Source organism: Pseudomonas sp. FG47 (genome assembly GCF_057809115.1).
In genome coordinates this window covers 1-21,196 of sequence record NZ_JBMDJI010000040.1, presented here as the reverse complement: position 1 = coordinate 21,196, position 21,196 = coordinate 1, and the positions used below count along the sequence as shown (strand labels likewise).

24 protein-coding genes are annotated in these 21,196 nt (G+C 64.6%); 7 read left to right on the top strand and 17 right to left on the bottom strand.

From position 1 onward, the window contains the following. The first annotated feature begins 45 nt into the window (after positions 1-45). Complete coding sequence (locus tag ACODS5_RS21240; RefSeq protein ID WP_489109599.1) at positions 46-507, top strand: transporter substrate-binding domain-containing protein; 462 nt, start codon at positions 46-48, stop codon at positions 505-507. A gap of 64 nt (positions 508-571) precedes the next feature. Here ACODS5_RS21240 and ACODS5_RS21235 read toward each other — a convergent pair whose 3' ends face one another. Further along, positions 572-1,075, bottom strand: coding sequence for a 2-thiouracil desulfurase family protein (locus tag ACODS5_RS21235; RefSeq protein ID WP_489109598.1), 504 nt, complete (start codon positions 1,073-1,075; stop codon positions 572-574). Further along, positions 1,062-1,685, bottom strand: a complete 624-nt coding sequence (locus ACODS5_RS21230; protein WP_134692922.1) for a 2OG-Fe(II) oxygenase — start codon at positions 1,683-1,685, stop codon at positions 1,062-1,064. The genes ACODS5_RS21235 and ACODS5_RS21230 overlap by 14 nt, the downstream gene beginning before the upstream one ends. Before the next feature lie 121 nt (positions 1,686-1,806). Here ACODS5_RS21230 and ACODS5_RS21225 point away from each other — a divergent pair, with 121 nt between their 5' ends. Beyond that, positions 1,807-2,559, top strand: coding sequence for a DUF2059 domain-containing protein (locus tag ACODS5_RS21225; protein ID WP_134692921.1), 753 nt, complete (start codon positions 1,807-1,809; stop codon positions 2,557-2,559). On the opposite strand, the gene bipL is transcribed toward ACODS5_RS21225, so the two are convergent. Then, a complete protein-coding gene (gene bipL / locus ACODS5_RS21220) occupies positions 2,560-3,486 on the bottom strand; it encodes a phospholipase BipL (protein ID WP_489109597.1) in 927 nt (308 codons plus the stop codon). It lies immediately after the preceding gene. A gap of 169 nt (positions 3,487-3,655) precedes the next feature. Between bipL and ACODS5_RS21215 the strand changes: the two genes are divergently transcribed. Continuing rightward, complete coding sequence (locus tag ACODS5_RS21215; protein WP_134692919.1) at positions 3,656-4,213, top strand: DUF6436 domain-containing protein; 558 nt, start codon at positions 3,656-3,658, stop codon at positions 4,211-4,213. On the opposite strand, the gene ACODS5_RS21210 is transcribed toward ACODS5_RS21215, so the two are convergent. Continuing rightward, positions 4,192-4,758, bottom strand: a complete 567-nt coding sequence (locus ACODS5_RS21210; RefSeq protein WP_489109596.1) for a sugar O-acetyltransferase — start codon at positions 4,756-4,758, stop codon at positions 4,192-4,194. The genes ACODS5_RS21215 and ACODS5_RS21210 overlap by 22 nt on opposite strands. An 86-nt stretch (positions 4,759-4,844) precedes the next feature. Here ACODS5_RS21210 and ACODS5_RS21205 point away from each other — a divergent pair, with 86 nt between their 5' ends. After that, positions 4,845-7,217, top strand: coding sequence for a penicillin acylase family protein (locus ACODS5_RS21205; RefSeq protein ID WP_489109595.1), 2,373 nt, complete (start codon positions 4,845-4,847; stop codon positions 7,215-7,217). A 60-nt stretch (positions 7,218-7,277) separates the two neighbouring features. On the opposite strand, the gene ACODS5_RS21200 is transcribed toward ACODS5_RS21205, so the two are convergent. The 12 genes from ACODS5_RS21200 to hslO all read right to left on the bottom strand — a co-directional run bounded on the left by ACODS5_RS21200 (position 7,278) and on the right by hslO (position 18,296). Continuing rightward, complete coding sequence (locus tag ACODS5_RS21200) at positions 7,278-8,150, bottom strand: transporter substrate-binding domain-containing protein (RefSeq protein WP_134692916.1); 873 nt, start codon at positions 8,148-8,150, stop codon at positions 7,278-7,280. Beyond that, the gene (locus tag ACODS5_RS21195) at positions 8,147-8,920 is read right to left on the bottom strand and encodes an amino acid ABC transporter ATP-binding protein (RefSeq protein WP_134692915.1); all 774 of its coding nucleotides are present in this window, start codon (positions 8,918-8,920) and stop codon (positions 8,147-8,149) included. Before ACODS5_RS21195 ends, ACODS5_RS21200 begins: the two co-directional genes overlap by 4 nt. After that, positions 8,917-9,576 (bottom strand): amino acid ABC transporter permease, encoded by a 660-nt coding sequence (locus tag ACODS5_RS21190; RefSeq protein ID WP_489109594.1) that lies wholly within the window; start codon positions 9,574-9,576, stop codon positions 8,917-8,919. The genes ACODS5_RS21195 and ACODS5_RS21190 overlap by 4 nt, the downstream gene beginning before the upstream one ends. Beyond that, entirely contained in the window at positions 9,557-10,222 is a 666-nt protein-coding gene (locus tag ACODS5_RS21185) for an amino acid ABC transporter permease (RefSeq protein ID WP_134692913.1), read from the bottom strand. The genes ACODS5_RS21190 and ACODS5_RS21185 overlap by 20 nt, the downstream gene beginning before the upstream one ends. Positions 10,223-10,673: 451 nt before the next feature. After that, entirely contained in the window at positions 10,674-11,459 is a 786-nt protein-coding gene (locus ACODS5_RS21180) for a MetQ/NlpA family ABC transporter substrate-binding protein (protein WP_134692912.1), read from the bottom strand. A gap of 181 nt (positions 11,460-11,640) precedes the next feature. Further along, on the bottom strand, positions 11,641-12,588 hold the full coding sequence (locus ACODS5_RS21175) for a sigma 54-interacting transcriptional regulator (protein ID WP_489109593.1): 948 nt from the start codon (positions 12,586-12,588) through the stop codon (positions 11,641-11,643). Positions 12,589-12,651: 63 nt separating this feature from the next. Further along, entirely contained in the window at positions 12,652-13,233 is a 582-nt protein-coding gene (locus tag ACODS5_RS21170) for an alpha/beta hydrolase (RefSeq protein ID WP_134692910.1), read from the bottom strand. A 234-nt stretch (positions 13,234-13,467) separates the two neighbouring features. Further along, positions 13,468-13,869, bottom strand: coding sequence for an ExbD/TolR family protein (locus ACODS5_RS21165; protein WP_489109592.1), 402 nt, complete (start codon positions 13,867-13,869; stop codon positions 13,468-13,470). A 1-nt stretch (position 13,870) separates the two neighbouring features. Further along, positions 13,871-14,593, bottom strand: coding sequence for a MotA/TolQ/ExbB proton channel family protein (locus ACODS5_RS21160; RefSeq protein WP_489109591.1), 723 nt, complete (start codon positions 14,591-14,593; stop codon positions 13,871-13,873). 30 nt (positions 14,594-14,623) lie between these two features. Next, complete coding sequence (locus tag ACODS5_RS21155) at positions 14,624-15,403, bottom strand: energy transducer TonB (protein ID WP_489109590.1); 780 nt, start codon at positions 15,401-15,403, stop codon at positions 14,624-14,626. A gap of 269 nt (positions 15,404-15,672) precedes the next feature. Further along, a complete protein-coding gene (locus ACODS5_RS21150; RefSeq protein WP_489109589.1) occupies positions 15,673-17,214 on the bottom strand; it encodes a phosphoenolpyruvate carboxykinase in 1,542 nt (513 codons plus the stop codon). Positions 17,215-17,393: 179 nt separating this feature from the next. Continuing rightward, the gene (gene hslO / locus ACODS5_RS21145; RefSeq protein ID WP_489109588.1) at positions 17,394-18,296 is read right to left on the bottom strand and encodes an Hsp33 family molecular chaperone HslO; all 903 of its coding nucleotides are present in this window, start codon (positions 18,294-18,296) and stop codon (positions 17,394-17,396) included. A 109-nt stretch (positions 18,297-18,405) separates the two neighbouring features. Here hslO and ACODS5_RS21140 point away from each other — a divergent pair, with 109 nt between their 5' ends. After that, entirely contained in the window at positions 18,406-19,206 is an 801-nt protein-coding gene (locus ACODS5_RS21140; protein ID WP_489109587.1) for a phosphatase PAP2 family protein, read from the top strand. A gap of 60 nt (positions 19,207-19,266) precedes the next feature. Here the strand turns inward: ACODS5_RS21140 and ACODS5_RS21135 are convergent, their stop codons facing one another. Next, positions 19,267-19,668: an RNA-binding S4 domain-containing protein gene (locus tag ACODS5_RS21135; RefSeq protein ID WP_489109586.1), complete on the bottom strand. Its 402-nt coding sequence runs from the start codon at positions 19,666-19,668 to the stop codon at positions 19,267-19,269. Between the two features lie 109 nt (positions 19,669-19,777). Between ACODS5_RS21135 and rimB the strand changes: the two genes are divergently transcribed. Beyond that, positions 19,778-20,260, top strand: a complete 483-nt coding sequence (gene rimB / locus ACODS5_RS21130) for a retropepsin-like aspartic endopeptidase RimB (RefSeq protein ID WP_134692903.1) — start codon at positions 19,778-19,780, stop codon at positions 20,258-20,260. Continuing rightward, complete coding sequence (gene rimK / locus ACODS5_RS21125) at positions 20,257-21,162, top strand: 30S ribosomal protein S6--L-glutamate ligase (RefSeq protein ID WP_011531656.1); 906 nt, start codon at positions 20,257-20,259, stop codon at positions 21,160-21,162. Before rimB ends, rimK begins: the two co-directional genes overlap by 4 nt. Positions 21,163-21,196: the final 34 nt, after the last annotated feature.

Genomic DNA, 21,196 nt, shown 5'->3' with positions numbered 1-21,196 from the left:
GCGCCGGCGGATGAAACCCACCTGCCAAACAAGAAAGGGGCTCTCATGCGTTTGACCATTGGCGTACTGCTGGCAGCATTGTTCACTCCACTGGCCCAGGCCGAACTGATCGATGAAATCAACGACCGGGGGGAGTTGCGCATTGCGGTACAAAGCGACGCCGCGCCCTATGCCTTCAAGCATGATGAACACCTGAGCGGTTTCGATATCGAGCTTGGCCAGGCATTGGCCCAAGAACTGGACCTGCGCGCCGAGTTCATCGAAACGCCCGCCGCGCAAGCGCTGGCGGGGGTGGAGAGTGGCAAGGTCGACATCACCGTCGATAAGCCCGATGCACAAAGCAAACTCCCACCTGCATTGAGCGCCAGCCAACCCTTTGGCGACCAACACCTGGTGATTCCATTCCAGAAGGACAATCCGGCGTTCGAGAGCGCGGTGAACAATGCCTTGCAGCGGCTCAAGGACAATGGGCGCCTGGCCGAGCTGGAACAGAAGTGGTTCCCGTAGGAGCCAGCCTTGCTGGCGAACAGCCCTGAAAACGCTGTGGAGCCGTTCGCCAGCAAGCTGGCTCCTACAGGTCGGTGTGACGAAGGGCCTGCGCGGCCTGGTCCAGCTCCAGCTCGCTGAACACCTGCACCCCTTCGCGTCGCAGCAGGGCCGTGGTCACCCCTTCCCCCGTCACCTTCACACCCGTGAAGCTGCCGTCATAGGTCAACCGGTTGCCACACGATGGGCTACCGGACTTGAGCACCGCCACGCGGATGCCATGCCGGCGCACCAGCGCCAGCGCCAGTTGCGCCCCAGCCATGAACGCCGCGCTGACGTCCTCGCCCGTCACGGTGAGCACCTGGGCCTGACCGTCCAGCACCTGCCCACCCTGCCCGCCCGGAATTTCCGCGGGCGGGCGCGGCGTCGGCAAGCCGCCGGCCACCTCCGGGCACAACGGCACCACCCGGCCCTCGGCCTGCCAGCGTTGCAGCAGGTCGGGATGGCCACTGGCCCGGCCGTCGTAGCGCACCGGCTGGCCCAGCAGGCAGGCGCTGACCAGGACCTTCGGTCGCTCAGAACGGGTCATTGCCACGGCGCCGGAACCAGCCGGTCAACGACAGGCGCTCGCGCCCGGCCGGCAGAACTTCATGGGGCACATCGCCGGAGAGGAACACCACCAGGGTACCGGCGAGCGGTTGCACGTCGTGCTCGACACCCTCGGCCAGGAACATGCGCAACTGCCCGCCGTCGGCCGCCTGCCAGCCCTCGTTGAGATAGAGCACGGCGGAGACCATGCGCCGGTCATCGTCGCGAAAGCGATCGAGGTGGCGCTTGTAGAACGCCCCCGGCGGGTACAGGGCAAAGTGGCATTCGAAATCCTCCAGGCCCAGGAACAACCCTTGGTTGATGGCCTGGCGCAACCCGTCCATCTCACCCAGGTAACGGTCACAGACGTCCGACTCCCCAGGGTCGATCCACTGGATCTGGTCACCCCGAATCGCTTCGCGGATCTCCTGCGCGGCGCCGCGTCCGACCCCGGCGGGGTTGAGTTCACCCTCGGCGTAACGGCGCCGGCACTCGGCCGCGAGCGCGCGCGACAGCTCGGCGGGCAGGAATAGGGATTGCTGCGACCAGCCACGGGCGGCCAGGTCGTCGACGATGGCCGACAGCAGCGGATGTTCGGAAGGATTGTGCATGGCGCATCATATCCATTCGCCCGTCACTCGCACAGCGCCACTTGGTCAGGAACCGCCACTGGCGTCTCGACAAAGCCCCGCCACGCCACGGACAATAGCCGCCTGCCGACAGGAGTCCTGAATGCGCCGTTTGTTTTCCCTGCTAGTGCTGCTGATCTGCACCATGCCTGTCTGGGCGGACAGCCTCGACCAACTTTACAAAGCCGCCGGTTGGCCCGACCAGCGCGCCCATTTCAACGATGCCGTGAACGCCGCCCAGCAGCGCTATCGCAACAGCCTGCCGCCCGCCGTCTACCAGGCGCTGGTCAACAACAGCAACCAGCGTTTCCAGGCCCAGGCCATGGACCGCCGTGCCCAGGCGCAGTTGCGCGCCAACCTGGGCAACCCGACACCGGCCCTGGCGTTCTTCCAGTCGCCCTTGGGACGCAAGGTGGTCGCCGCCGAGCTACTGGCCACGCGCAAGGATCAGTTGGCGAAGAACGCCAAGGGCTTGCCGAAGATCCAGGCCAGCGACAACCGCCGGCTGATCATCGGCCACCTGGCCCGGGCCCTGCCCGCCCGCGAAGCAGGCGCCGAAGTCAGCCTGGCCATCGCCGGGGTGGCGGCCGACAGCCTCAGCTCGATGCTGCCCGGCTTGTTTGGCGGCGGCCAGGCCCAGAGCCTGCTCGACGGCCAGCGCCAACGGCTGATGAACCAGGTGGGCGAAGACCTCGACAATACCTTGCTATACGTTTACCGCGATCTCTCGGATACCGAACTCGAAGCGTTCTCCACCTTCGCCGAGTCCGCCGACGGCCAGGCCTACTACAAGGCTGCAGTAACCGCGGTACGCGCCGCCCTGGCGGTGGGCCAGAACGCCGCCGACCTGAACTGATCAGCCCAGGCGCTGACCAATGAAGTCGAAGTAGCGCTGGCGAATGCCTGGTAGCTCATTGGCCAGGTGATGCCGCGCCTCGGGCAGCATGAGGATCCGCGGCTCGGCGAACTTGGCCTTGAGCACCTGCAGGTTATACGGCCAGTCCACCGTAGCGTCGGCCTCACCCTGCACGATCATTGGCCGCCGCGTGCTACGCGGCGCGGCCTCGATACGCCGGATCCACTGTACCAACGCACCGACCCAGGCCGTCGGCAAACGCCGTGGCTGCAAGGGGTCAGCCTCGAGAAACGCCAGGAATGCCGGGTCATTGGTGTTCTCGTTGAAGCGCCGCTCGATGCCGTTGACGAAGTGACGCAACACGCAATAGCTGAGCTTGGACCAGCGCCAGGCGCGCGGGCGCACCAGCGGCGCCAGCAGGATCACCTCGCCATCCGCCGGGCTGTGTTCGCCATGGTGCAACAGATGATCGACCACGATCGCCCCGCCGGTGCTTTGCCCGCACAGGTGCCAGGGCCGCGGCAGACCGAGTTGACGCGCCTGCTCGAACAACGCATCGAGCACCTGCTGGTAACGCCCGAAATCATCGATGCTGGCCCGCTCGCCGCTGGACAACCCATGCCCCGGCAGGTCGCAGGCGATCACCGCAAAGCCCTGGCGCAGCGCCCAGGCGATCACATGGCGGTACAGGCCCATATGGTCGTAATAGCCGTGCAGCAGGAACAACGTGGCCTGCGCCTGCTCGGGCAGCCAGGCCTGGCCGACCAGGTCGAAACCCGCCGCCTGGAAGCCGCCCAGCCAGCTGCGCGCGGGCAGGTCCAGGCCGTAGAAGCGCTGGTAGGCCTGGCCCTGGGTGGATAACGGCTGGCGAGCCGTAAGAGGCGACAGGCTGGTGCGCAGCAGGTCGGGGTGAAAACTGGCAGGCATGGGTAGATCCGAAGTGCAGCGAGTATTGACCTGCGATATTCAGCTCTGGGCCGCGCCATGGCAAGCTTGGCGCCTTTTCCAACGAACCACGCGAGTTGCTCGGAACGATGGCTGAACAGAGGCCGTCGCGGGGCAAGCCCGCTCCCATGTACACCGCGTCAGGGCACCTATGGCCAAGCGACTGTTCACACTTCTTGCACTGCTACTCTGCGCTGCCGCCCTGTGGCGGGCCTACGACAGCTTCCAGAGCCGCTACCTGCGCCCATTCGACAACCAGGCGACCTTCTTCGACGGCAGCCAACTGCGCCTGCCAACCGAGCTGTCCGGCCCCGGCCCGCTGCGCGTGGTGCATTTCTGGGACCCAGCCTGCCCCTGCAATGTCGGCAACCAGCAGCACCTGGGCGAGCTGGTCGCGCAGTTCGCGCCACGGGGCGTGCGCTTTTACGTCGTGCAAAAGCCCGCCAGCCACGGCCAGCTCCCCGCCAACCTCACCGCCCTCCAGCCCCTGGCCAGCCTGCCCGGCAGTGAACGGCTGCCCGCCACGCCCGCCGTGGCGATCTGGGACCACGCAGGCAACCTCGCTTATTTCGGCCCCTACAGCGAAGGCGCGGTGTGCAACTCGAGCAACAGTTTCATCGAGCCGATCCTCAAGGCACTGGAACAAGGGCGCCGGGTCCAGGCCTCCAACACCCTCGCGCTGGGCTGCTACTGCCCCTGGGCCGGCTGACGCACCCGTGCTGGGTTGCCCACCACCACCGCCCCCGCCGGCACATCGCGGGTGACCACGCTGCCGGCACCGACCACCGCGTTGTCGCCGATGCTCACCCCGGGCAGGATGATCGCCCCGCCGCCGATCCACACGTTGTCGCCGATGCTCACCGGCCGCCCGCTCTCCAGGCCGGCGCGGCGAAGCTCCGCGTCCATGGGGTGGTCGGCGGTGTAGATCTGCACCGCCGGGCCGATCTGGCAGTCGGCGCCGATGCGCACCGGCAGCACATCGAGGATCACGCAGTTGAAGTTCATGAAACTGTTGGCGCCGATGCTGATGTTGTAGCCGTAGTCGCAATGGAACGGCGGGCGGATCACCGCGCCGTCGCCGACCTGGCCGAAATGCTCGACCAGCAAGCGGTGGCGCGCGTCGTTGAGCAACTCGACGCTGCTGTTGTAACGGTGCATCCAGTGCTTGTTGGCGATCTGCTCGGCTTGCAGTTCGGAACAACCGGCGTGGTAGAGCTGGCCGGCCAACATCTTCTGTTTTTCGCTCAGGGACATGGAAACTCCTTTCAGGGACTATGCTCAGTTCGCGAATGCGCCGATGATCGGACCACATTTTTCGCTGGTGTGCACAAGGAGTTTCGATGAAGCGCAGCCTGACCCTGCTGGCGGTGGTGATCGCCGTGGCCGCCGCTGGCGCCGGTTACTGGTACGTGCAGGGCAAGCTACCCCTGCGCGCGGGCGAGGTGGCCGTCGCCGGCTTGCAGGCGCCGGTCAGCGCACGCTTCGATGCCCGTGGCGTGCCGCACCTGCAGGCGCAGAACGAACAGGACCTGTACCGCGCCTTCGGCTATGTGCATGCCCAGGACCGGTTGTTCCAGATGGAGATCATGCGCCGCCTGGCTCGGGGCGAGCTGGCCGAGGTGCTAGGTGAGAAACTGCTGCCCACCGATACCCTGTTCCGCAGCCTGCGCATCCGCGAGCAGGCGGCGCTGATGGTGCGGCGCAGCGACCAGCAGTCCCCCGCCTGGCAGGCACTACAAGCGTATCTGGACGGTGTGAACCAGTGGCAGGCCAGCCACCCCAAGCCCATGGAGTTCGACCTGCTGGGCATCAGCCCGCGGCCGTTCACCGCCGAAGACACCCTGAGCATCGCCGGCTACCTGGCCTACAGTTTTGCCGCCGCGTTCCGCACCGAACCTGCGCTGACCTACATTCGCGATCAGCTCGGCCCCGAGTACCTGAAGATCTTCGAACTCGACTGGCAACCCGACGGCGCCCTGGCAACGCCCCTGGCCGCCGCCGACTGGCGCAGCCTCGAACAGCTCGCGCAATTGAGCCATGACGCCCTCGGCGAGGCTGGCATCCCGCAGTTCGAAGGCAGCAACGCCTGGGTCCTGGCCGGCAGCCGCACCCGCAGTGGCCGACCGCTGCTGGCGGGCGATCCGCACATCGGCTTCGCTGTGCCGGCAGTGTGGTACGAGGCCGAGCTGTCGGCGCCAGGCTTCAACCTGTATGGCTACTTCCAGGGACTCAACCCGTTCGCCCTGCTCGGGCACAACCGTGATTTCGGCTGGAGCCTGACCATGTTCCAGAATGACGACGTCGACCTGATCGCCGAAAAGACCAACCCGGACAACCCCGAGCAGGTGATGGTCGATGGCCGCTGGCAGCCGCTGGAGAAGACCGAGCAGTCCATCGCCATCAAGGGCGAGCCAGCCGCCAGCATCACCCTGCGCCGCTCGCCCCACGGCCCGATCGTCAACAGCGTGCTGGGCGACAGCGCCGGCAAGACGCCGATTGCCCTGTGGTGGGCGTTCCTTGAAACCGAAAACCCGATCCTCGAAGGCTTCTACCAGATCAACCGCGCCGACACATTGGACAAAATGCGCGAGGCGGCAGCCAAGGTTCAGGCGCCGGGGCTGAACCTGGTGTGGGCCAACGCCCGCGGCGATATCGGCTGGTGGGCCGCAGCGCGCCTGCCGATCCGCCCCGACGGGGTCAACCCAGCGTTCATTCTCGATGGCAGCAGCCATCAGGCCGACAAACCGGGCTTCTACCCGTTCAGCGCCAACCCGCAACAGGAAAATCCGGCCAGCGGCTACATCGTCTCGGCCAACTACCAGCCGCCGGCACAGATGCCGATACCCGGCTACTACAACCTGGCCGACCGTGGACGCCAGCTCGACCGCCACCTGGGCAACGCCGAGATCCGTTGGGATACCCAGAACAGCCAAGCCCTGCAACTGGACACCGCTAGCGACTATGGCCCACGTACCCTGGCGCCGCTGCTGGCTACCCTGCGCGTCGTGGCCGACGGCGACGAGGAAAAGGAACTGGTCGAACAACTGGCAGCCTGGCGCGGCGACTACCCGCTGGACTCCACCAGTGCCACGCTGTTCAACCAGTTCCTCTACGAGCTGGCTTTCGCCGCTCTGCACGACGAACTGGGCGACACTTGGTTCCCGGTGCTGATCAGCACCCGCGCCATCGACGCCGCCCTGCCGCGCCTGGCCGCCGACCCGGCCTCCCCCTGGTGGCAACAGCGCGGCGGCAACGAACACACCGACCGCACCGCTATCGTGCGCCAAGCCTGGCAGCGCAGCCTCAAGCACCTGCGCAACACCTTCGGCCAGGACCCGGCCAGTTGGCAATGGGGCAAGGCCCATACCCTCACCCATAACCATCCGCTGGGGGTACAGAAACCGCTGAACCTGCTGTTCAACGTGGGCCCGTTCGCCGCCCCCGGCACCCACGAGGTACCCAACAACCTGTCGGCGAAGATCGGCCCGGCACCCTGGCCGGTCACCTATGGCCCCTCGACCCGGCGCCTGATCGATTTCGCCGACGCCGGCGCGGCGTTGACCATCAACCCGGTCGGGCAAAGCGGCGTGCCGTTCGACCGGCACTATGGCGACCAAGCGCAGGACTACATCGACGGGCGCTACCACAAGGCACGGATGGGGGTGATTCCGGCGCAGAGCACGTTGCGCCTGGTGCCCGCGCAGCAACAGTAGGAGCCGGCCTTGCCGGCGAACACCGGCGTCGCCGGTGCCAGCCGCCCTGGCAGGGGGTTCTCACCCCTGCCACTTGCCCCCTTCGACGATCACGCTCTCTGGCTTGGTGTCGTCGCTCAGCTCCTTGCGCACGTACTGGTCGTACAGCTTGAGCAGGTACTTCTCTTCACCCAGCTTGGCCAACTCGGCGTTCACCCAGTCGCGCAGCTCGACGTTGCCTTTCTTCACCGCCGGGGCAATGGGTGCTTCATCGCCCAGCAGCTCCGGCAGCACGCGGTAGCCCGGATTCTGCTTGGCCCAGCTGAACAGAATCAGGTTGTCCTGGGCGTAGGCGTCGCCACGGCCATTGGCCAGGGCCGCCAGCGACTCGGTGTTCTTCTCGAACTTGAGCAGTTTCCAGTCCGGGTGGGTCTTGCTCAGCCAGATATCGGCAGTGGTGCCGGTGGTGACGATGATGGTCTTGTCGGCCAGGTCGTCGAGCTTGCGCACCGGGCTGCCGTCGGCCACGAGGGCTTGCACCGCCACGCGCAGGTTGGGGTTGGTGAAGTCCACCACCTCCTTGCGCTCCGGGGTGACGGTCATGTTGGCAAGAATCAGGTCGACCTTGTCGCTCTGCAGGAACGGAATGCGGCTGGCCGGTTCGACGGCGACGAACTCGACCTTGTTCTCGTCGCCCAGCAGGTCCTTGGCGAAGCGCCGACCGATGTCGGTGTCGAAGCCGACATAGCGGCCACTTTCATCGACGAAGCCGAACGGCGGCTTGTCGGTGAACACGCCGACGATCAGCTTGTCGCGGGCCTTGATGGTTTCCAGATAGCTGCTGGCCGGCGACGCGGCGGCGGGCTTGGCCGGTTCCTCGGACTTGTTGCAACCGGCCAGCAGGGCCAGGCCGAGCAAGGGCGCGAGCAGTTTGGCGAACGGGGCAGTCTTCATGACAGTTCCTTGTGCGATGACGTGGGCAGGCTTTCGACGAACGAGAATTTCTCCAGGAACTGCTGCGCGCGTGCGGTTCGCGGTCGGGTGAAGAAGTGCTCGGGGTGATTCTGTTCAAGGATCCTGCCGGCCTCCATGAACACGATACGGTCGGCCACCGCGCGGGCGAAGGCCATTTCGTGGGTGACGATGAGCAGGGTCATGCCGTCGCGGGCCAGGCCCTGGATCACCTGCAACACCTCCTTGACCATCTCCGGGTCGAGGGCCGCGGTAACCTCGTCGAACAGCATCACCTGGGGGTTCATGCACAGCGCGCGGACGATGGCGATGCGCTGCTGCTGGCCGCCGGAGAGCTGGCGCGGGAAAGCGTCGCGCTTGTCCAGCAAGCCCACCCGCGCCAACAGTGCCTCGGCTTGGGCCAGGGCTTCGGCGCGCTCACGCTTCTGCACCTTGAGCGGGCCGAGCAGCAGGTTGTCGAGCACGCTCATGTGGCCGAACAGGTGGTAGCTCTGGAACACCATGCCGACCCGTTGGCGCACCTGGCGCCAGTCGGTATCCGGCCCGAGCAGTTCCTCGCCGGCCAGCCGCAGGCTGCCGCCTTGAGCTGCCTCCAGCCCGTTGAGGCAACGCAGCAGGGTGCTCTTGCCGCAGCCGCTGGGGCCGAGGATCACCACCACCTCGCCGGCGTGCACCTGCAGGTCGATGTCCGCGAGCACCTGGTGCTGGCCGAAGAATTTATTGAAACCTTGGAACTCGATCAGTGGGTTCATGCGTGGGCCCAACGCCGCTCCAGCACCCGCGAGGCGGCGGACAGCGGATAACAGACAAGGAAGAAGAACAGGAACAGCGCGCCGTAGATCAGCACCGACTCGTAGGTGCGCTCGATGATTTGCTGGCCGACCTTGATCACCTCGACCACGCCGATCAGCACCGCCAGCGAGCTGGTCTTGACGATGCGCGTGTAGAGGTTGATGGTCGGCGGGGTCATGCGCTTGAGCGCCTGGGGCAGCAGCACGTAGCCGTACAACTGCCAGCCGGACAGGCCGATCGACAGCCCCGCCTCGCGCTGGCCACGGGGCAGCGAGCGCAACGCGCCACGCACCACTTCGCCGACCTCGCTGGCGCCCCACAGGCCCAGCACCAGCACGGCGCACCAGAAACCGGGAATGCTCAGGCCGAAGAAGATCGGCAGGCCGAAGAACACCAGGTACAACCAGACCAGCACCGGGATCGCCCGGAACAGCTCGAGATACACCTGCAACAAGGCATTCAGCAGCCGATTGCCGAGGCTCGCCAACACACCGTAGAACACGCCGCCGACGGTCGCGAAGACAATGCCCAACGCCGAGATCGCCAGGGTCTGTCCAGCGCCGGCCGCCAGTTGCGGCAACGACACCTGCAACAGCTCAAAGCCCGTACTGGCCATGTTGCAGCCTCCGTTCCAGGTAGCGCAGCAGCAGCGACAGCGGCAGGAAGATCAGCACGCACAGCAGGGTCAGCACGGCGAGCATCTCGTAGGTCTTGTAGTACAGGGCGATGTAGTTCTTGGTGGTGTAGAGGATCTCCGGCACCGCCACCGCCGAAACCACGGTGGTTTCCTTGAGCAGGAACACGAAATTGGCGAACAGCGCCGGCAGGCTGAGGATGCCAGCCTGGGGCAGGATCACATGGCGCAACAGTTGGCCTTCGGACAGGCCGATGGCGCGCCCCGACTCCAGCTGCGCCGCAGGTACCGCCTCGACCCCGGCGCGCAGCACCTCGGTGAGATAGGCGCCGCCCATGAAGGTCATGGTGATGATCGCCGCGCTGAAGCCGGAGACTTTCAGCCCCAGGCTCGGCAGCGCGAAGTAGACGAAGAACAACTGGATCAGCAACGGCGTGTTGCGTGCCAGCTCCACGTAGCCCTTGACCAGGCGCCAAAGGTACGGGATGCGCAGTACCAGCAAGGTGGCGTTGACCAGGGCCACCAGCAACGAGGTGACAATGGCGATCAGCCCGACCTGCAAGGTCACGCCCACGGCCTTGAGGAAGGCCGGCAAGGTGCTGAGCATGAAGGCGGTGTCGAAGCTCATGGTTGGCGCCTCGGCACGGGATTACCAGGGTACGGCATAGGGTGCGTCCAGGGTCGGCACGAGGGTCGCTCGGCGTCGTTCATAAGAGATGGCGTTGTGCCGGTAAGCACGTTGGACAGACTTTACGGGTATAAAAAACTTTTTATAAATACCCATATTGCATATCGATATCCCTGGCGGGGCTAAGGATAAAAATCGTTCATCGTGTAGGGATCTTTCGGCAAGATTGCCCCTCAAAGGGGTTCAGATCCTGTCTTGCACGGCCATCACCCTTACAAGGACGATAACGATGAACAGCCCTTGCTCGCCGACCTCTAACGAACAGCTGCTCTGGCTCCTGGCCCTGCGCCGGGCGCTGGGCAACGCGTAGCGAACACCGGCAACGCCACAAACGAAAACGCCGACGCAATGGCGTCGGCGTTTTCATGCCAGGGCTGGTCGAAGCCGCGTATCAGAACGCCGGCAGTACCGCGCCCTGGTATTTTTTCTCGATGAACGCCTTCACTTCCGGGCTGGTCAGGGCCTTGGCCAGCTTCTGGATGGCGGCGCTGTCCTTGTTGTCCGGACGGGCCACCAGGAAGTTCACGTACGGCGAGTCGCTACCTTCGATCACCAAGGCGTCCTTGGCCGGGTTCAGGCCGGCTTCCAGGGCGTAGTTGGTGTTGATCATGTCCAGGTCGACCTGGTCCAGCACGCGCGGCAGCATGGCCGATTCCAGCTCCTTGAACTTGAGCTTCTTCGGGTTCTCGGCAATGTCCTTGGGCGTGGCCAGGGCGTTCTTCGGGTCCTTCAGGGTGATCAGCCCGGCCTTTTGCAGCAGCAACAGGGCGCGGCCGCTGTTGCTGCCTTCGTTGGGGATGGCCACGGTGGCGCCGTCCTTCAGCTCGCTCAGGCTCTTGACCTTCTTCGAGTAGCCGCCGAAGGGTTCGACATGCACGCCGACCACGGTCTCCAGGTGGGTGCCCTTGCCTTCGTTGAAGTTCTTCAGGTACGGCAGGGTCTGGAAGTAGTTGGCGTCCAGGCGCTTCTGGTCGACCTGCACGTTGGGCTGGACATAGTCGGTGAAGACCTTGATCTGCAGGTCCACGCCTTCCTTGGCCAGGGTCGGCTTGATCAGTTCGAGAATCTCAGCGTGCGGCACGGGCGTGGCGGCGACCACCAGTTTTTCGGCGGCGTTGGCCAGGCCAGTGAACGACAGGGCGGCGGCCAGGGCGGTGGTCAGCAGGGTCTTTTTCATGGTGATCCTTGTTCTGGAGCTGGGCCATCGCAGATGGCGAGTCGGGTGCCCATCCGTTCGGGTGGACATGCAACCGACGATACCGGGATTTTTTATTCCGTAACAATATCTTTTGATTAGCTGCTTATTCCAAAAACAAATGGCCATCACCCCCTTTGCTTATGAGCGCCTGCCCGGCGCTCTAGGGCGTGGCTTGGCCGAGCCTCACCAGGTTTTCCGCAAGCAGTCGGCGCAGCGTATCGAGGGTCTGCGGCTCGCCGCTGCTGCCCAGTTGCGCCAGTTGGCGGGCCAGGTTGGCCAAGGGAGCGAGGTCCGGCAGGTCGAGGTGCTCGGGGCGGATCTCCTCGCCGTCACTGACCAGCAGGGCAAAGTGGATGACGTTTTCCAGTTCGCGGGTATTGCCCGGCCAGGCATGGGCCTCCAGCGCCTGTTGGGCGGCCTCGCTGATCAGCGCCACGGGGCGGTCCAGGCGCACGCTGTAGATGCCGACGAAGTATTCGGCCAGCGGCAGAATGTCGCCGATACGGTCGCGCAACGCTGGCAGGGCCAGTTCGCCTTCGTGCAGGTAGTGGTAGAGCCGCTCGTTGAAGCGCCCGGCTTGCACCGCCCTGGCCAGGTCGATGCTGGAGGCAGCCACCAGGCGCACGTCCACCTGCTGCGGGTGCGCAGCACCCACCCGGGTTACCTCGCGGTTCTCCAGCGCGGCCAGCAGCTTGGTCTGGATGGCCAGCGGCAGGTCGGCGATTTCATCCAGGTACAGCGTGCCGCCATTGGCCGAACCGAACCAGCCGGCCCGGCTGCTGGCGGTGCCGCCCTGGCTGCCGGCGCTGTAGCCGAACAATTCGGCATCGGCATAGGTTGGGCTGATCGCCGCGCAGTTGACCGAGACGAACAGGCCGCCGCGGTCGCTGGCGCGATGGATCTGCCGCGCCAGCAGTTCCTTGCCGGTGCCGGTTTCGCCACGAATCAGCACCGGCAGCGGTTGCGGCGCCAAGCGCTCGAGGGCCTGGCGCAACGCCTGCGAGCGCGGATCGACGAACACCAGGGCCTTGGCCCGGATGCTCAACGGGCTCTTGTCCTGTTCGGGGAAGGTCAGCAGCGGCTGGCCGAAAGGGCTGTGGAAAGTCATGCAATGCTCCCGCCCCGGTCATGACGTGCCGAGGCTTCAGTGCGTTCGAGGAAAACCGCTGCCTCAGGCGCGGCGCAAGGCACGCTGGTCTATACGAGCCTGCAGGCGATAGAGGTAGACAAAGCCCTGCTCCCAACGCTCATGACCCGACTTGACGTTGATATGCCCGGCATCAGCCAGCAACCCGGCCTCGGCGCCCCAGGCCCTGGCCAGATACAACGCGCGCGGCACGCTCACCGCCGGGTCGTTGTCGGAGCTGACCACCTGGCTGGGGAATGGCAACGCCTGCAACGGGATGGGCGCGAAGTTGCGCAAGGCCGGCGCGCAGGTCGCTCGCTCGACATCCGCCGGCGCCACCAGCAAGGCTCCGCGCACCCGCCGCAACAGCTGTGGGCTGGCCTGCGCGGCCCAGTGGGCGACCGTGACGCAACCCAGGCTGTGGGCGATCAGGATCACGGGCGTGCGTTCGGCGTCGATGGCCTGCTCCAGCGCCTGCACCCAGTCAGCGCGCTGCGGAGTGAGCCAGTCGTGCTGTTCGACCCGGGCGCTGTTGGGCAGGCTGCGCTGCCAGTGACTCTGCCAATGGTTGTCTGGCGATCCTTGCCAGCCCGGCACAACCAGGTAACGAATCGACTCATTGCGCATGGGGACGCCTCCGGAAGTTTGCGTGCTTGGCTGCAAGTATAGGGAGGGAGTTATATCCGTAAAGTAATAAGAAGCTATTTATTAATAACAAAAAGTTTACAGCTACGCGATCCCTGTAGGAGCGGCCTTGTGCCGCTCCTACAGGGATCGCAAAAGGCGCCGCCAATAAAAAAAGGGCCATCCCCTGCCAAGGAAAATGGCCCCTAAGCACTTGCCTGAAGAGGGTTGCGCCGGTCAGCGCGCGGTAATCACCGCCAGCTTGCTGATCCCCGCCCGCTCGATGGCCGCCATCGCCCGCGCGACCTCGCCGTAGTTCACACTATCATCGGCCTGCAACTGCACGCGCAGTTCGGCGTCCTTGTCCTTGGCTGCCTTGAGATTGGTCTCCAGCAGGTCCGGCTGGATTTCGTCCTTGTTGATGAACAGCTTGCCGCTGCCATCGATGCTCACCACCAACGGATCCTTCTGCTCGACCGGGGCCACGGCCTCGGTCTTGGGCAGGTTGATGGGAATGGCGTTGGTCAGCAGCGGCGCGGTGACGATGAACACCACCAGCAACACCAGCATGACGTCCACCAAGGGCGTGACGTTGATTTCACTCAACACTTCGTCGCTGTCCTGGGTCGAGAAGGCCATGTCAGGAGGCCTCCTTCACCGGCTGGGTGTAACCGGCCTGGGTCTTGTGCACCGCCGGGTGCAGCAGCACGCGGAAGGCACTCTTCTGGGCCAGGCCGTAGAAGTCATGGGCGAAGTCGTCGAGGTCGGCGGCGGTCAGCTTGAGGCGGCGCAGGAAGTAGTTGTAGACCAGCACCGCCGGCACCGCGACGGCGATCCCCACCCCCGTGGCGACCAACGCCGCGCCGATCGGCCCGGCCACGGTTTCCAGGCTCGCGGAGCCCGCCGCGCTGATGCCCTTGAGCGCCTCCATGATGCCCCATACCGTGCCGAACAGGCCGATGAACGGCGAGGTACTGCCGATACTGGCAACCACTGCCAGGCCAGTTTCCAGCGAGCGCCGCTCGCGCACGATCTGTTGGCGCAAGGCACGCTCAAGGCGGTCCTGGTGATTGATCGCCTGGCTCAGGTCACTGGCCTGGCCCGGTTCGCCCACGGCAATGGCGGCGTAGCCGGCCTGGGCGACCCGCGCCGCCGGCCCGGGCTGATCCTGGCTGATCTGCGCGGCCGCATCGAGGCTGGATGCGGCCCAGAACTGCTGGTGGAAGCGCTTGTCCTGGCGCTTGAGGCGCACGAACTGCACGACCTTGACCAGGGCCAGCGCCCAGGTGGCGACGGAGAAACCAACCAGCAGCCAGATGACCGCGCTTTCAACAGACTCGAGAGGGGATGCCAACAGGCTCATGATGTAGTCCTTCCTTTGTGCGATCGCGAATTAACGAAGCTTGAAATCGATGGGTACGCTGACCCAGCCCGCCTGGGCCACCTCGCCCTGTTTGGCCGGGACGAAGCTCCAGCGCTTGACCGCGGCCAGCGCGGCCTCGTCCAGGGCCGGGCGACCACTGCTCTGCTGGATCTGGATCTGCCCCGGCTTGCCGCTGGGCAGCACTTCGACGCGCAGCAGCACAGTGCCTTCCCAACCACGGCGCAGGGCCATCTGCGGGTATTCCGGCGCCGGGTTCTTCAGGTATGCGGCGTTGGCCGACGGCGGCGTCACCGGGACCGGCGCAGGAGGCGCCGCAGCGGCCACAGGTGGCGCAGCGGGCGCTGGGGCCGGCTTTGGCTCGGGCTTGGGTTCTGGCTTGGGCTTGGCCACCGGCTTGGGTAGCGGTTTTGGCTTGGGCTTGGGTTTGGCCGCCAATTCATCGACCACCGGCGGTGGCGGCGGCTCGACCACAGGTGCCAGGGGCGGCGGGGCAACGACCGGCGGTGCCGGCGCGGCGAACTCGATGGTCATGGGTGGAATCTGTGGCGGCACGATCGGCAGCGCCGGGGTCGGTGCCTGGCTGACCCAGTAGGCCACGGCGCCGTGCAGCGCCAGCACCAGCAAGCCCAGCGCCAGCTGGTCGCGGCGCTTCAGGCCACTGACCGGCGCGCGCTGCAGGCGCTGCTGGCCAAGCGGCAGACGTAGCGTGCGCCCGAGCTCGACCAGGTCACCCGCTGCCGGGTGCCATGGCTGGTCGTAGGCCCTGACGGCCGTCTGGACATTACCCATTGCTCAAACTCCTGGGGTCTCGATTCAGGTGTGTGGCTGAATCATCGATGTCAGAGGCTTATGCAATTAAGTAATTTTTTATGTTAACTCTAGAACTTTTACATCTATTCGATTTGAATGCTTGTGCCAGCCCCCGCAATCAAAGGGCTGCAGCCAAGTCAGGGCCTGACCATGCCCTGCGCGCATGAGAAAAATGCCCCAGAGGCATTCACCCGGCAATAAAAAACCCGGGACCAGGCCCGGGTTCTTCATTCAGCCGTGTCGCAACCTTACAGTTGCGGACCGGCGGCCTTGATGGCATCGGAAACGTCGAACTTCTTGAAGTTCTCGATGAACAGGCCGGCCAGGCCCTTGGCCGCTGCGTCGTAGGCCGCTTTGTCAGCCCAGGTGTTGCGTGGGTTGAGCAGTTCGGTCTCGACGCCTGGAACGGCCTTCGGCACGTCCAGGTTGATGATGTCCAGGTGCTCGGTCTCGGCACCGACCAGCGCGCCGCTCTGGATAGCCGCGATCACGCCACGGGTGGTCGGGATGCTGAAGCGCTTGCCAACGCCGTAGCCACCGCCGGTCCAGCCGGTGTTGACCAGGTAGACCTTGGAGCCGAACGCCTTGATGCGCTTGATCAGCAGCTCGGCATAGACGCCGGCCGGACGCGGGAAGAACGGTGCGCCGAAGCAGGTGGAGAAAGTCGACTTGATGCCGCTGCCCGAACCCATTTCGGTGGAGCCGACCAGTGCGGTGTAGCCGGACAGGAAGTGATAGGCCGCCTGCTCGTTGTTCAGGATCGACACTGGCGGCAGTACGCCGGTCAGGTCGCAAGTCAGGAAGATGACTGCGTTCGGCTCGCCGCCCAGGTTCTTCTCGGAGACCTTGGCTACGTGGCTCAGCGGGTAGGCTGCGCGGCTGTTCTGGGTCAGGCTCACGTCGGCGTAGTCGGCGTGCTTGGCATCGTCGATGACGACGTTTTCCAGCACCGCGCCATGCTTGATGGCTTTCCAGATGACCGGCTCGTTCTTCTCGGACAGGTCGATGCACTTGGCATAGCAACCGCCTTCGATGTTGAAGACCACGCCCTCGCCCCAACCGTGCTCGTCGTCACCGATCAGGTAACGGCTTTCGTCGGCCGACAGGGTGGTCTTGCCGGTGCCGGACAGGCCGAAGAACAGGGTGACGTCACCCGCTTCGCCGATGTTGGCGGCGCAGTGCATCGGCAGCACGTCGGCGGCCGGCAGCAGGAAGTTCTGCACCGAGAACATGGCTTTCTTCATTTCACCGGCGTAACGCATGCCGGCGATCAGCACTTTCTTCTGGGCGAAGTTGATGATCACGCAGCCATCGGAATTGGTGCCGTCACGCTCGGGTTCGCAAACGAAGTTGGCGACGTTGAGCACCTGCCACTCATCGCGGCCAGCCGGGTTGTACTGGGCCGGGTTGATGAACAGGCAACGACCGAACAGGTTCTGCCAGGCAGTCTGGGTGGTCATCTTGACCGGCAGGTAGTGCTCGGCCGCAGCACCTACGTGAACGTAGGATACGAAGTGATCCTGGGCGTTGTTGAACGCCTCGACGCGGTCCCACAGGGCATCGAACTTGTCGGCCGGGAACTTGCGGTTGATCGGGCCCCAGCCAATCTGGTCCTGGGTGGAAGGTTCTTCGACGATGAAACGGTCAGCCGGCGAACGGCCGGTGCGGTGACCGGTTTCCACCACCAGCGCGCCGGTATCGGCCAGCACGCCTTCACCGCGGGACAGCGCTTCTTTTACCAGCTCATCGACGCTCAGGTCGGTGTACACGGTGTTGTTGGCTTGCGTCATGAGATACCCCATCCGGCCCGAGGCCGAGTGCTCCAAACGTTTTGTAGTCGTCTTGAAAAAACTACTACAGCGAAAAAAGTGGCCGGATTATGCCAGAAAAGCCCAAAAAAAGTAGGCCCCTCCTGTCAGAACTGCGCTTTTGCGCAATTCGACAGGAGATAGTCCTGTAGTGAACCGTTTCAGTGCTGAGTTTCTGAGGGCGCCTCGGTGCCACCGCCGGCAAACAATTGCGCGACATCGTTGGCATCGAACAGATAACGCTCGTTGCAGAACTGGCAATCGATCTCGACAGTGCCGCCACATTCGGCCACCAATGCCGTGGCATCGGCCTCGCCGAGGCTGACCAGGGCGTTGCCCGAACGCTCACGCGAGCAGCTGCACTTGAAGCGCAGTGGCTGGATGTCGAACAGGCGCACAGCGTCTTCGTGGTATAGGCGGTGCAGCACGGTTTCGTTGTCCAGGCCCAGCAGTTCCTCGACTTTCACGGTGTTGGCCAAGGCCTTCACGTGGGCCCAGCTTTCCTCGCGCTCTTCGCTGTCCTTGTGGATCTCGGCCGGCAGTTGCTGCACCAGCAGGCCACGGGCGCGCTGGCCATCGGCAGCCAGGGAAATGCAGGTGTTGATCTGCTGCGACATGACGAAGTAGTTGGTGAAGCACTCCGACAGGTCCTTGCCGTCCAGCTCAACCGTGCCCTGGTAGCGCTGGCCGTTGACCGGAATGATGGTCAACACCAGGTGACCGCCCGGCATCAGGTCGGCAAGGGCGGCGTCAGCCTTGATCTGATCGGCCTCGTAGCGCGCCAGGCCTCGGATGTCGTGCTCGCTGGTGTACTCGATGGCCAGCAGCGGGACCGGGCCCTGGGACTGCGCCTGGAGGATCAGCAGGCCATCGAACTTCAAGGTGCCGACCAGCAGCGCGGCGGCGGCCATCAGTTCGCCCAGCAGTTGCTGCACCGGCTGAGGGTAGGCGTGCTTGGCCAGCACCTCGGCATAGCTGCGTTCCAGCGCGACCATTTCACCGCGCACATCGCGGTCGTCGAAGATGAAACGTTGTGTGAAATCGGTATCTGGCAAGTCGCTCATGGCTGTCTGGCTATCTGAAAATGATGACAAAATAATTATCCGGGACTAAAACGTCCGTCGCTGAGCGCTCGCTGGGCGCTCATTTCACGTTAGGAGATCGAGGTATCTTATGGACAATCGACCACTGTTCCAAGCGAGGTGGTCCTGGGGACCCTTGGCAGCCTGCACGCTGCTGCCCATCGCTCTACTGTGTTTCTGGTTATGGCCCGTTGGCCAGATCCTGTGCCTGACTTTCGACGAATGGCTGTTCCACAGCCTCAACGCCCCGCTGGCCGACAACGTTGTCTGGCGTACCATCTGGGCCGTCGGCAGCCTGCGTCCATTCGACATCCTGGTCGGGCTGATCATGTTGTCGCTGCTGATTCGCGGCGACTGGGTGTTCAAGGCCGTGCAGGTGCGCCAGGCATTTTTTGGTTTCCTGGTGACCCTGCTCCTGTTAGTGGTGATTCGCGCGCTGTTTTCCAAGTGGGTCAGTGCAATGGGTTGGCAACACAATAGCCCATCGATGACGTTCGACAACGCCGTGCACCTGAGCGACTACTACCCGAACGTGGAAAAGAAATGGGAGCTCAAGGACCGTTCCAGCCAGAGCTTCCCGGGTGACCACGCCTCGGTGCTGCTGATCTGGGCGTTGTTCATGAGCCTGTTCAGCCGCCGCCTGATGCAGCACCTGGTGATCTGGGCACTGGCCTTGCTGTTCATGCTGCCGCGCCTGGTGGCCGGTGCCCACTGGGGCCAGGACGACTACATCGGCGGCCTGCTGATGGCGGTGCTGGCACTGGGCTGGAGCTGCCACACCCCCCTGGCGGCCAAGGCCAGCGCGGCGCTGGTGCGCTGGACGGCGCCGCTGTTCCGGTTGTTCGGCAAGTTGCCGCTGATCGGACGCATGAGCGTCATGCGCAACACCTGATCGATCGCCGGGCCAGCCCACTGCCACCGTGTGCCTGCGTGGCAGCGGGCTTGCCCGCGATTACTCGAAACTGCCATGCAGCTGGTGAATCTGCCGCCGCTGCTTTTTGTTAGGCCGCCCATCGGTGGTCACGCCCATCGCCCCTGCCTTGCGCATTTCGGCCGCCTGCTCGCGCCGCTTCATGCTCTCGGCCGTTTCCTCGTACAACGCCTGCGCCTCCGGCGCGCCACGACGCACCACCGACAGCGCCTTGACCCGCACCGTGCGCTCGTCAAAACCGGTGCGCAAAACGAACTCGTCACCCACCCGCGGCTCCTTGCCCGGCTTGCAGCGCTCGCCGCGGCAATGCACCTTGCCACTTTCGATGGCCGCCTTGGCCAGCGCGCGGGTTTTGTAGAAACGCGCCGCCCACAGCCATTTGTCCAGGCGAACCTTGTCTTCGTCTTCAGGCTTTTGTGCCATGGTTTTTCCTCGAATTCTGTCTTTCACGGAACTGTACTACCGTGACTGACGGATGCAAAAAATCCGTGCCGTCATTACAGTTCATCCCCTTATCCACAGGGCACGCTTCGTGAAGACATTTGACCACCTGACTGTGATCGGCCTGCGCGAGTGGGTCGCCCTGCCCGACCTCGGCGTCGCCGGCCTGCGCGCCAAGATCGACACCGGTGCCAGCACCTCCAGCCTGCACGCCACCGACGTCGAGCCGTTCGAGCGCGATGGCCAGCAGTGGGTACGCTTCACCGCCCACCTGGGCTCGGTGGTGCAATTGCGTCACCGTCGCTGCGAGGCGCCGCTGGTGACCATGAAACGCATCAAGAGCTCCAACGGCCAGGCCCAGGCGCGCTATGTGATCCGCACCAGCCTGGCGCTCGGCGACCGGGTGTGGGAGGTGGAGTTCACCTTGGCCTGCCGCAAGAACATGCGCTACCGGCTGTTGCTCGGATCCAAGGCATTGATCCACGGCCAACTGGTGGTCAACCCCGGCCTCAAGTACGTTCAGGACAAACCGGCCTTCCCGGCCACCCTTTCCCCTGTCACAGGTGCTGCATGAAGATCGCTGTGCTCTCGCGCAATCCGCGTCTGTATTCCACCCGCCGCCTGGTCGAGGCCGGTACCCAGCGGGGCCATGAAGTGGTGGTGATCGACACGCTCCGGGCCTACATGAACATCGCCAGCCACAAACCACAGATCCACTACCGCGGCAAACCGCTGGAAGGGTTCGACGCGGTGATCCCACGTATCGGCGCCTCGGTCACCTTCTATGGCTGCGCGGTGCTGCGCCAGTTCGAGATGATGGGCGTCTATCCGCTCAACGAGTCGGTGGCCATCGCCCGCTCGCGCGACAAGCTGCGCTCATTGCAACTGCTGTCGCGGCGCGGCATCGGCCTACCGATCACCGGTTTCGCCCACTCGCCGGACGACATCCCCGACCTGATCCAGATGGTCAACGGCGCGCCGCTGGTGATCAAGGTGCTCGAAGGCACCCAGGGCATCGGCGTGGTTCTGTGCGAAACCACCAAGGCCGCCGAGTCGGTGATCGAGGCGTTCATGGGCCTGAAGCAGAACATCATGGTCCAGGAGTACATCAAGGAAGCTGGCGGCGCCGATATCCGCTGTTTCGTGGTCGGCGACAAGGTGATCGCCTCGATGAAACGCCAGGCCAAGCCGGGCGAGTTCCGCTCCAACCTGCATCGCGGGGGTGTGGCCAGCCTGATCAAGATCACCCCTGAAGAACGCATGACCGCGATTCGCGCAGCCAAGGTGATGGGGCTGAGCGTGGCGGGCGTGGATATCCTGCGCTCGAACCATGGGCCCCTGGTGATGGAAGTGAACTCCTCGCCAGGCCTGGAGGGGATCGAGGTGACTACCGGCAAGGACGTGGCCGGGATGATCATCGAGCACCTGGAGAAGAACAGCGGGCCAAACCAGACCCGGACCAAAGGCAAAGGTTAAACACATCGCGGGGCAAGTCGCACCGGCGGTGCGC

What these genes read in the sequence shown, in the direction of transcription:
- ACODS5_RS21240 (WP_489109599.1), top strand. Translation starts at nt 46, where the DNA reads ATGCGTTTGACCATTGGCGTACTGCTGGCAGCATTGTTCACTCCACTG.
- ACODS5_RS21225 (WP_134692921.1), top strand. Translation starts at nt 1,807, where the DNA reads ATGCGCCGTTTGTTTTCCCTGCTAGTGCTGCTGATCTGCACCATGCCT.
- ACODS5_RS21185 (WP_134692913.1), bottom strand. Translation starts at nt 10,222, where the DNA reads ATGAGCTTCGACACCGCCTTCATGCTCAGCACCTTGCCGGCCTTCCTC.
- ACODS5_RS21165 (WP_489109592.1), bottom strand. Translation starts at nt 13,869, where the DNA reads ATGGCCTTCTCGACCCAGGACAGCGACGAAGTGTTGAGTGAAATCAAC.
- bipL (WP_489109597.1), bottom strand. Translation starts at nt 3,486, where the DNA reads ATGCCTGCCAGTTTTCACCCCGACCTGCTGCGCACCAGCCTGTCGCCT.
- ACODS5_RS21200 (WP_134692916.1), bottom strand. Translation starts at nt 8,150, where the DNA reads ATGAAGACTGCCCCGTTCGCCAAACTGCTCGCGCCCTTGCTCGGCCTG.
- rimK (WP_011531656.1), top strand. Translation starts at nt 20,257, where the DNA reads ATGAAGATCGCTGTGCTCTCGCGCAATCCGCGTCTGTATTCCACCCGC.
- ACODS5_RS21180 (WP_134692912.1), bottom strand. Translation starts at nt 11,459, where the DNA reads ATGAAAAAGACCCTGCTGACCACCGCCCTGGCCGCCGCCCTGTCGTTC.
- ACODS5_RS21160 (WP_489109591.1), bottom strand. Translation starts at nt 14,593, where the DNA reads ATGAGCCTGTTGGCATCCCCTCTCGAGTCTGTTGAAAGCGCGGTCATC.
- ACODS5_RS21170 (WP_134692910.1), bottom strand. Translation starts at nt 13,233, where the DNA reads ATGCGCAATGAGTCGATTCGTTACCTGGTTGTGCCGGGCTGGCAAGGA.
- ACODS5_RS21155 (WP_489109590.1), bottom strand. Translation starts at nt 15,403, where the DNA reads ATGGGTAATGTCCAGACGGCCGTCAGGGCCTACGACCAGCCATGGCAC.
- ACODS5_RS21190 (WP_489109594.1), bottom strand. Translation starts at nt 9,576, where the DNA reads ATGGCCAGTACGGGCTTTGAGCTGTTGCAGGTGTCGTTGCCGCAACTG.
- ACODS5_RS21195 (WP_134692915.1), bottom strand. Translation starts at nt 8,920, where the DNA reads ATGAACCCACTGATCGAGTTCCAAGGTTTCAATAAATTCTTCGGCCAG.
- ACODS5_RS21175 (WP_489109593.1), bottom strand. Translation starts at nt 12,588, where the DNA reads ATGACTTTCCACAGCCCTTTCGGCCAGCCGCTGCTGACCTTCCCCGAA.
- ACODS5_RS21230 (WP_134692922.1), bottom strand. Translation starts at nt 1,685, where the DNA reads ATGCACAATCCTTCCGAACATCCGCTGCTGTCGGCCATCGTCGACGAC.
- ACODS5_RS21135 (WP_489109586.1), bottom strand. Translation starts at nt 19,668, where the DNA reads ATGGCACAAAAGCCTGAAGACGAAGACAAGGTTCGCCTGGACAAATGG.
- hslO (WP_489109588.1), bottom strand. Translation starts at nt 18,296, where the DNA reads ATGAGCGACTTGCCAGATACCGATTTCACACAACGTTTCATCTTCGAC.
- ACODS5_RS21140 (WP_489109587.1), top strand. Translation starts at nt 18,406, where the DNA reads ATGGACAATCGACCACTGTTCCAAGCGAGGTGGTCCTGGGGACCCTTG.
- ACODS5_RS21150 (WP_489109589.1), bottom strand. Translation starts at nt 17,214, where the DNA reads ATGACGCAAGCCAACAACACCGTGTACACCGACCTGAGCGTCGATGAG.
- ACODS5_RS21210 (WP_489109596.1), bottom strand. Translation starts at nt 4,758, where the DNA reads ATGTCCCTGAGCGAAAAACAGAAGATGTTGGCCGGCCAGCTCTACCAC.
- ACODS5_RS21235 (WP_489109598.1), bottom strand. Translation starts at nt 1,075, where the DNA reads ATGACCCGTTCTGAGCGACCGAAGGTCCTGGTCAGCGCCTGCCTGCTG.
- ACODS5_RS21215 (WP_134692919.1), top strand. Translation starts at nt 3,656, where the DNA reads ATGGCCAAGCGACTGTTCACACTTCTTGCACTGCTACTCTGCGCTGCC.
- ACODS5_RS21205 (WP_489109595.1), top strand. Translation starts at nt 4,845, where the DNA reads ATGAAGCGCAGCCTGACCCTGCTGGCGGTGGTGATCGCCGTGGCCGCC.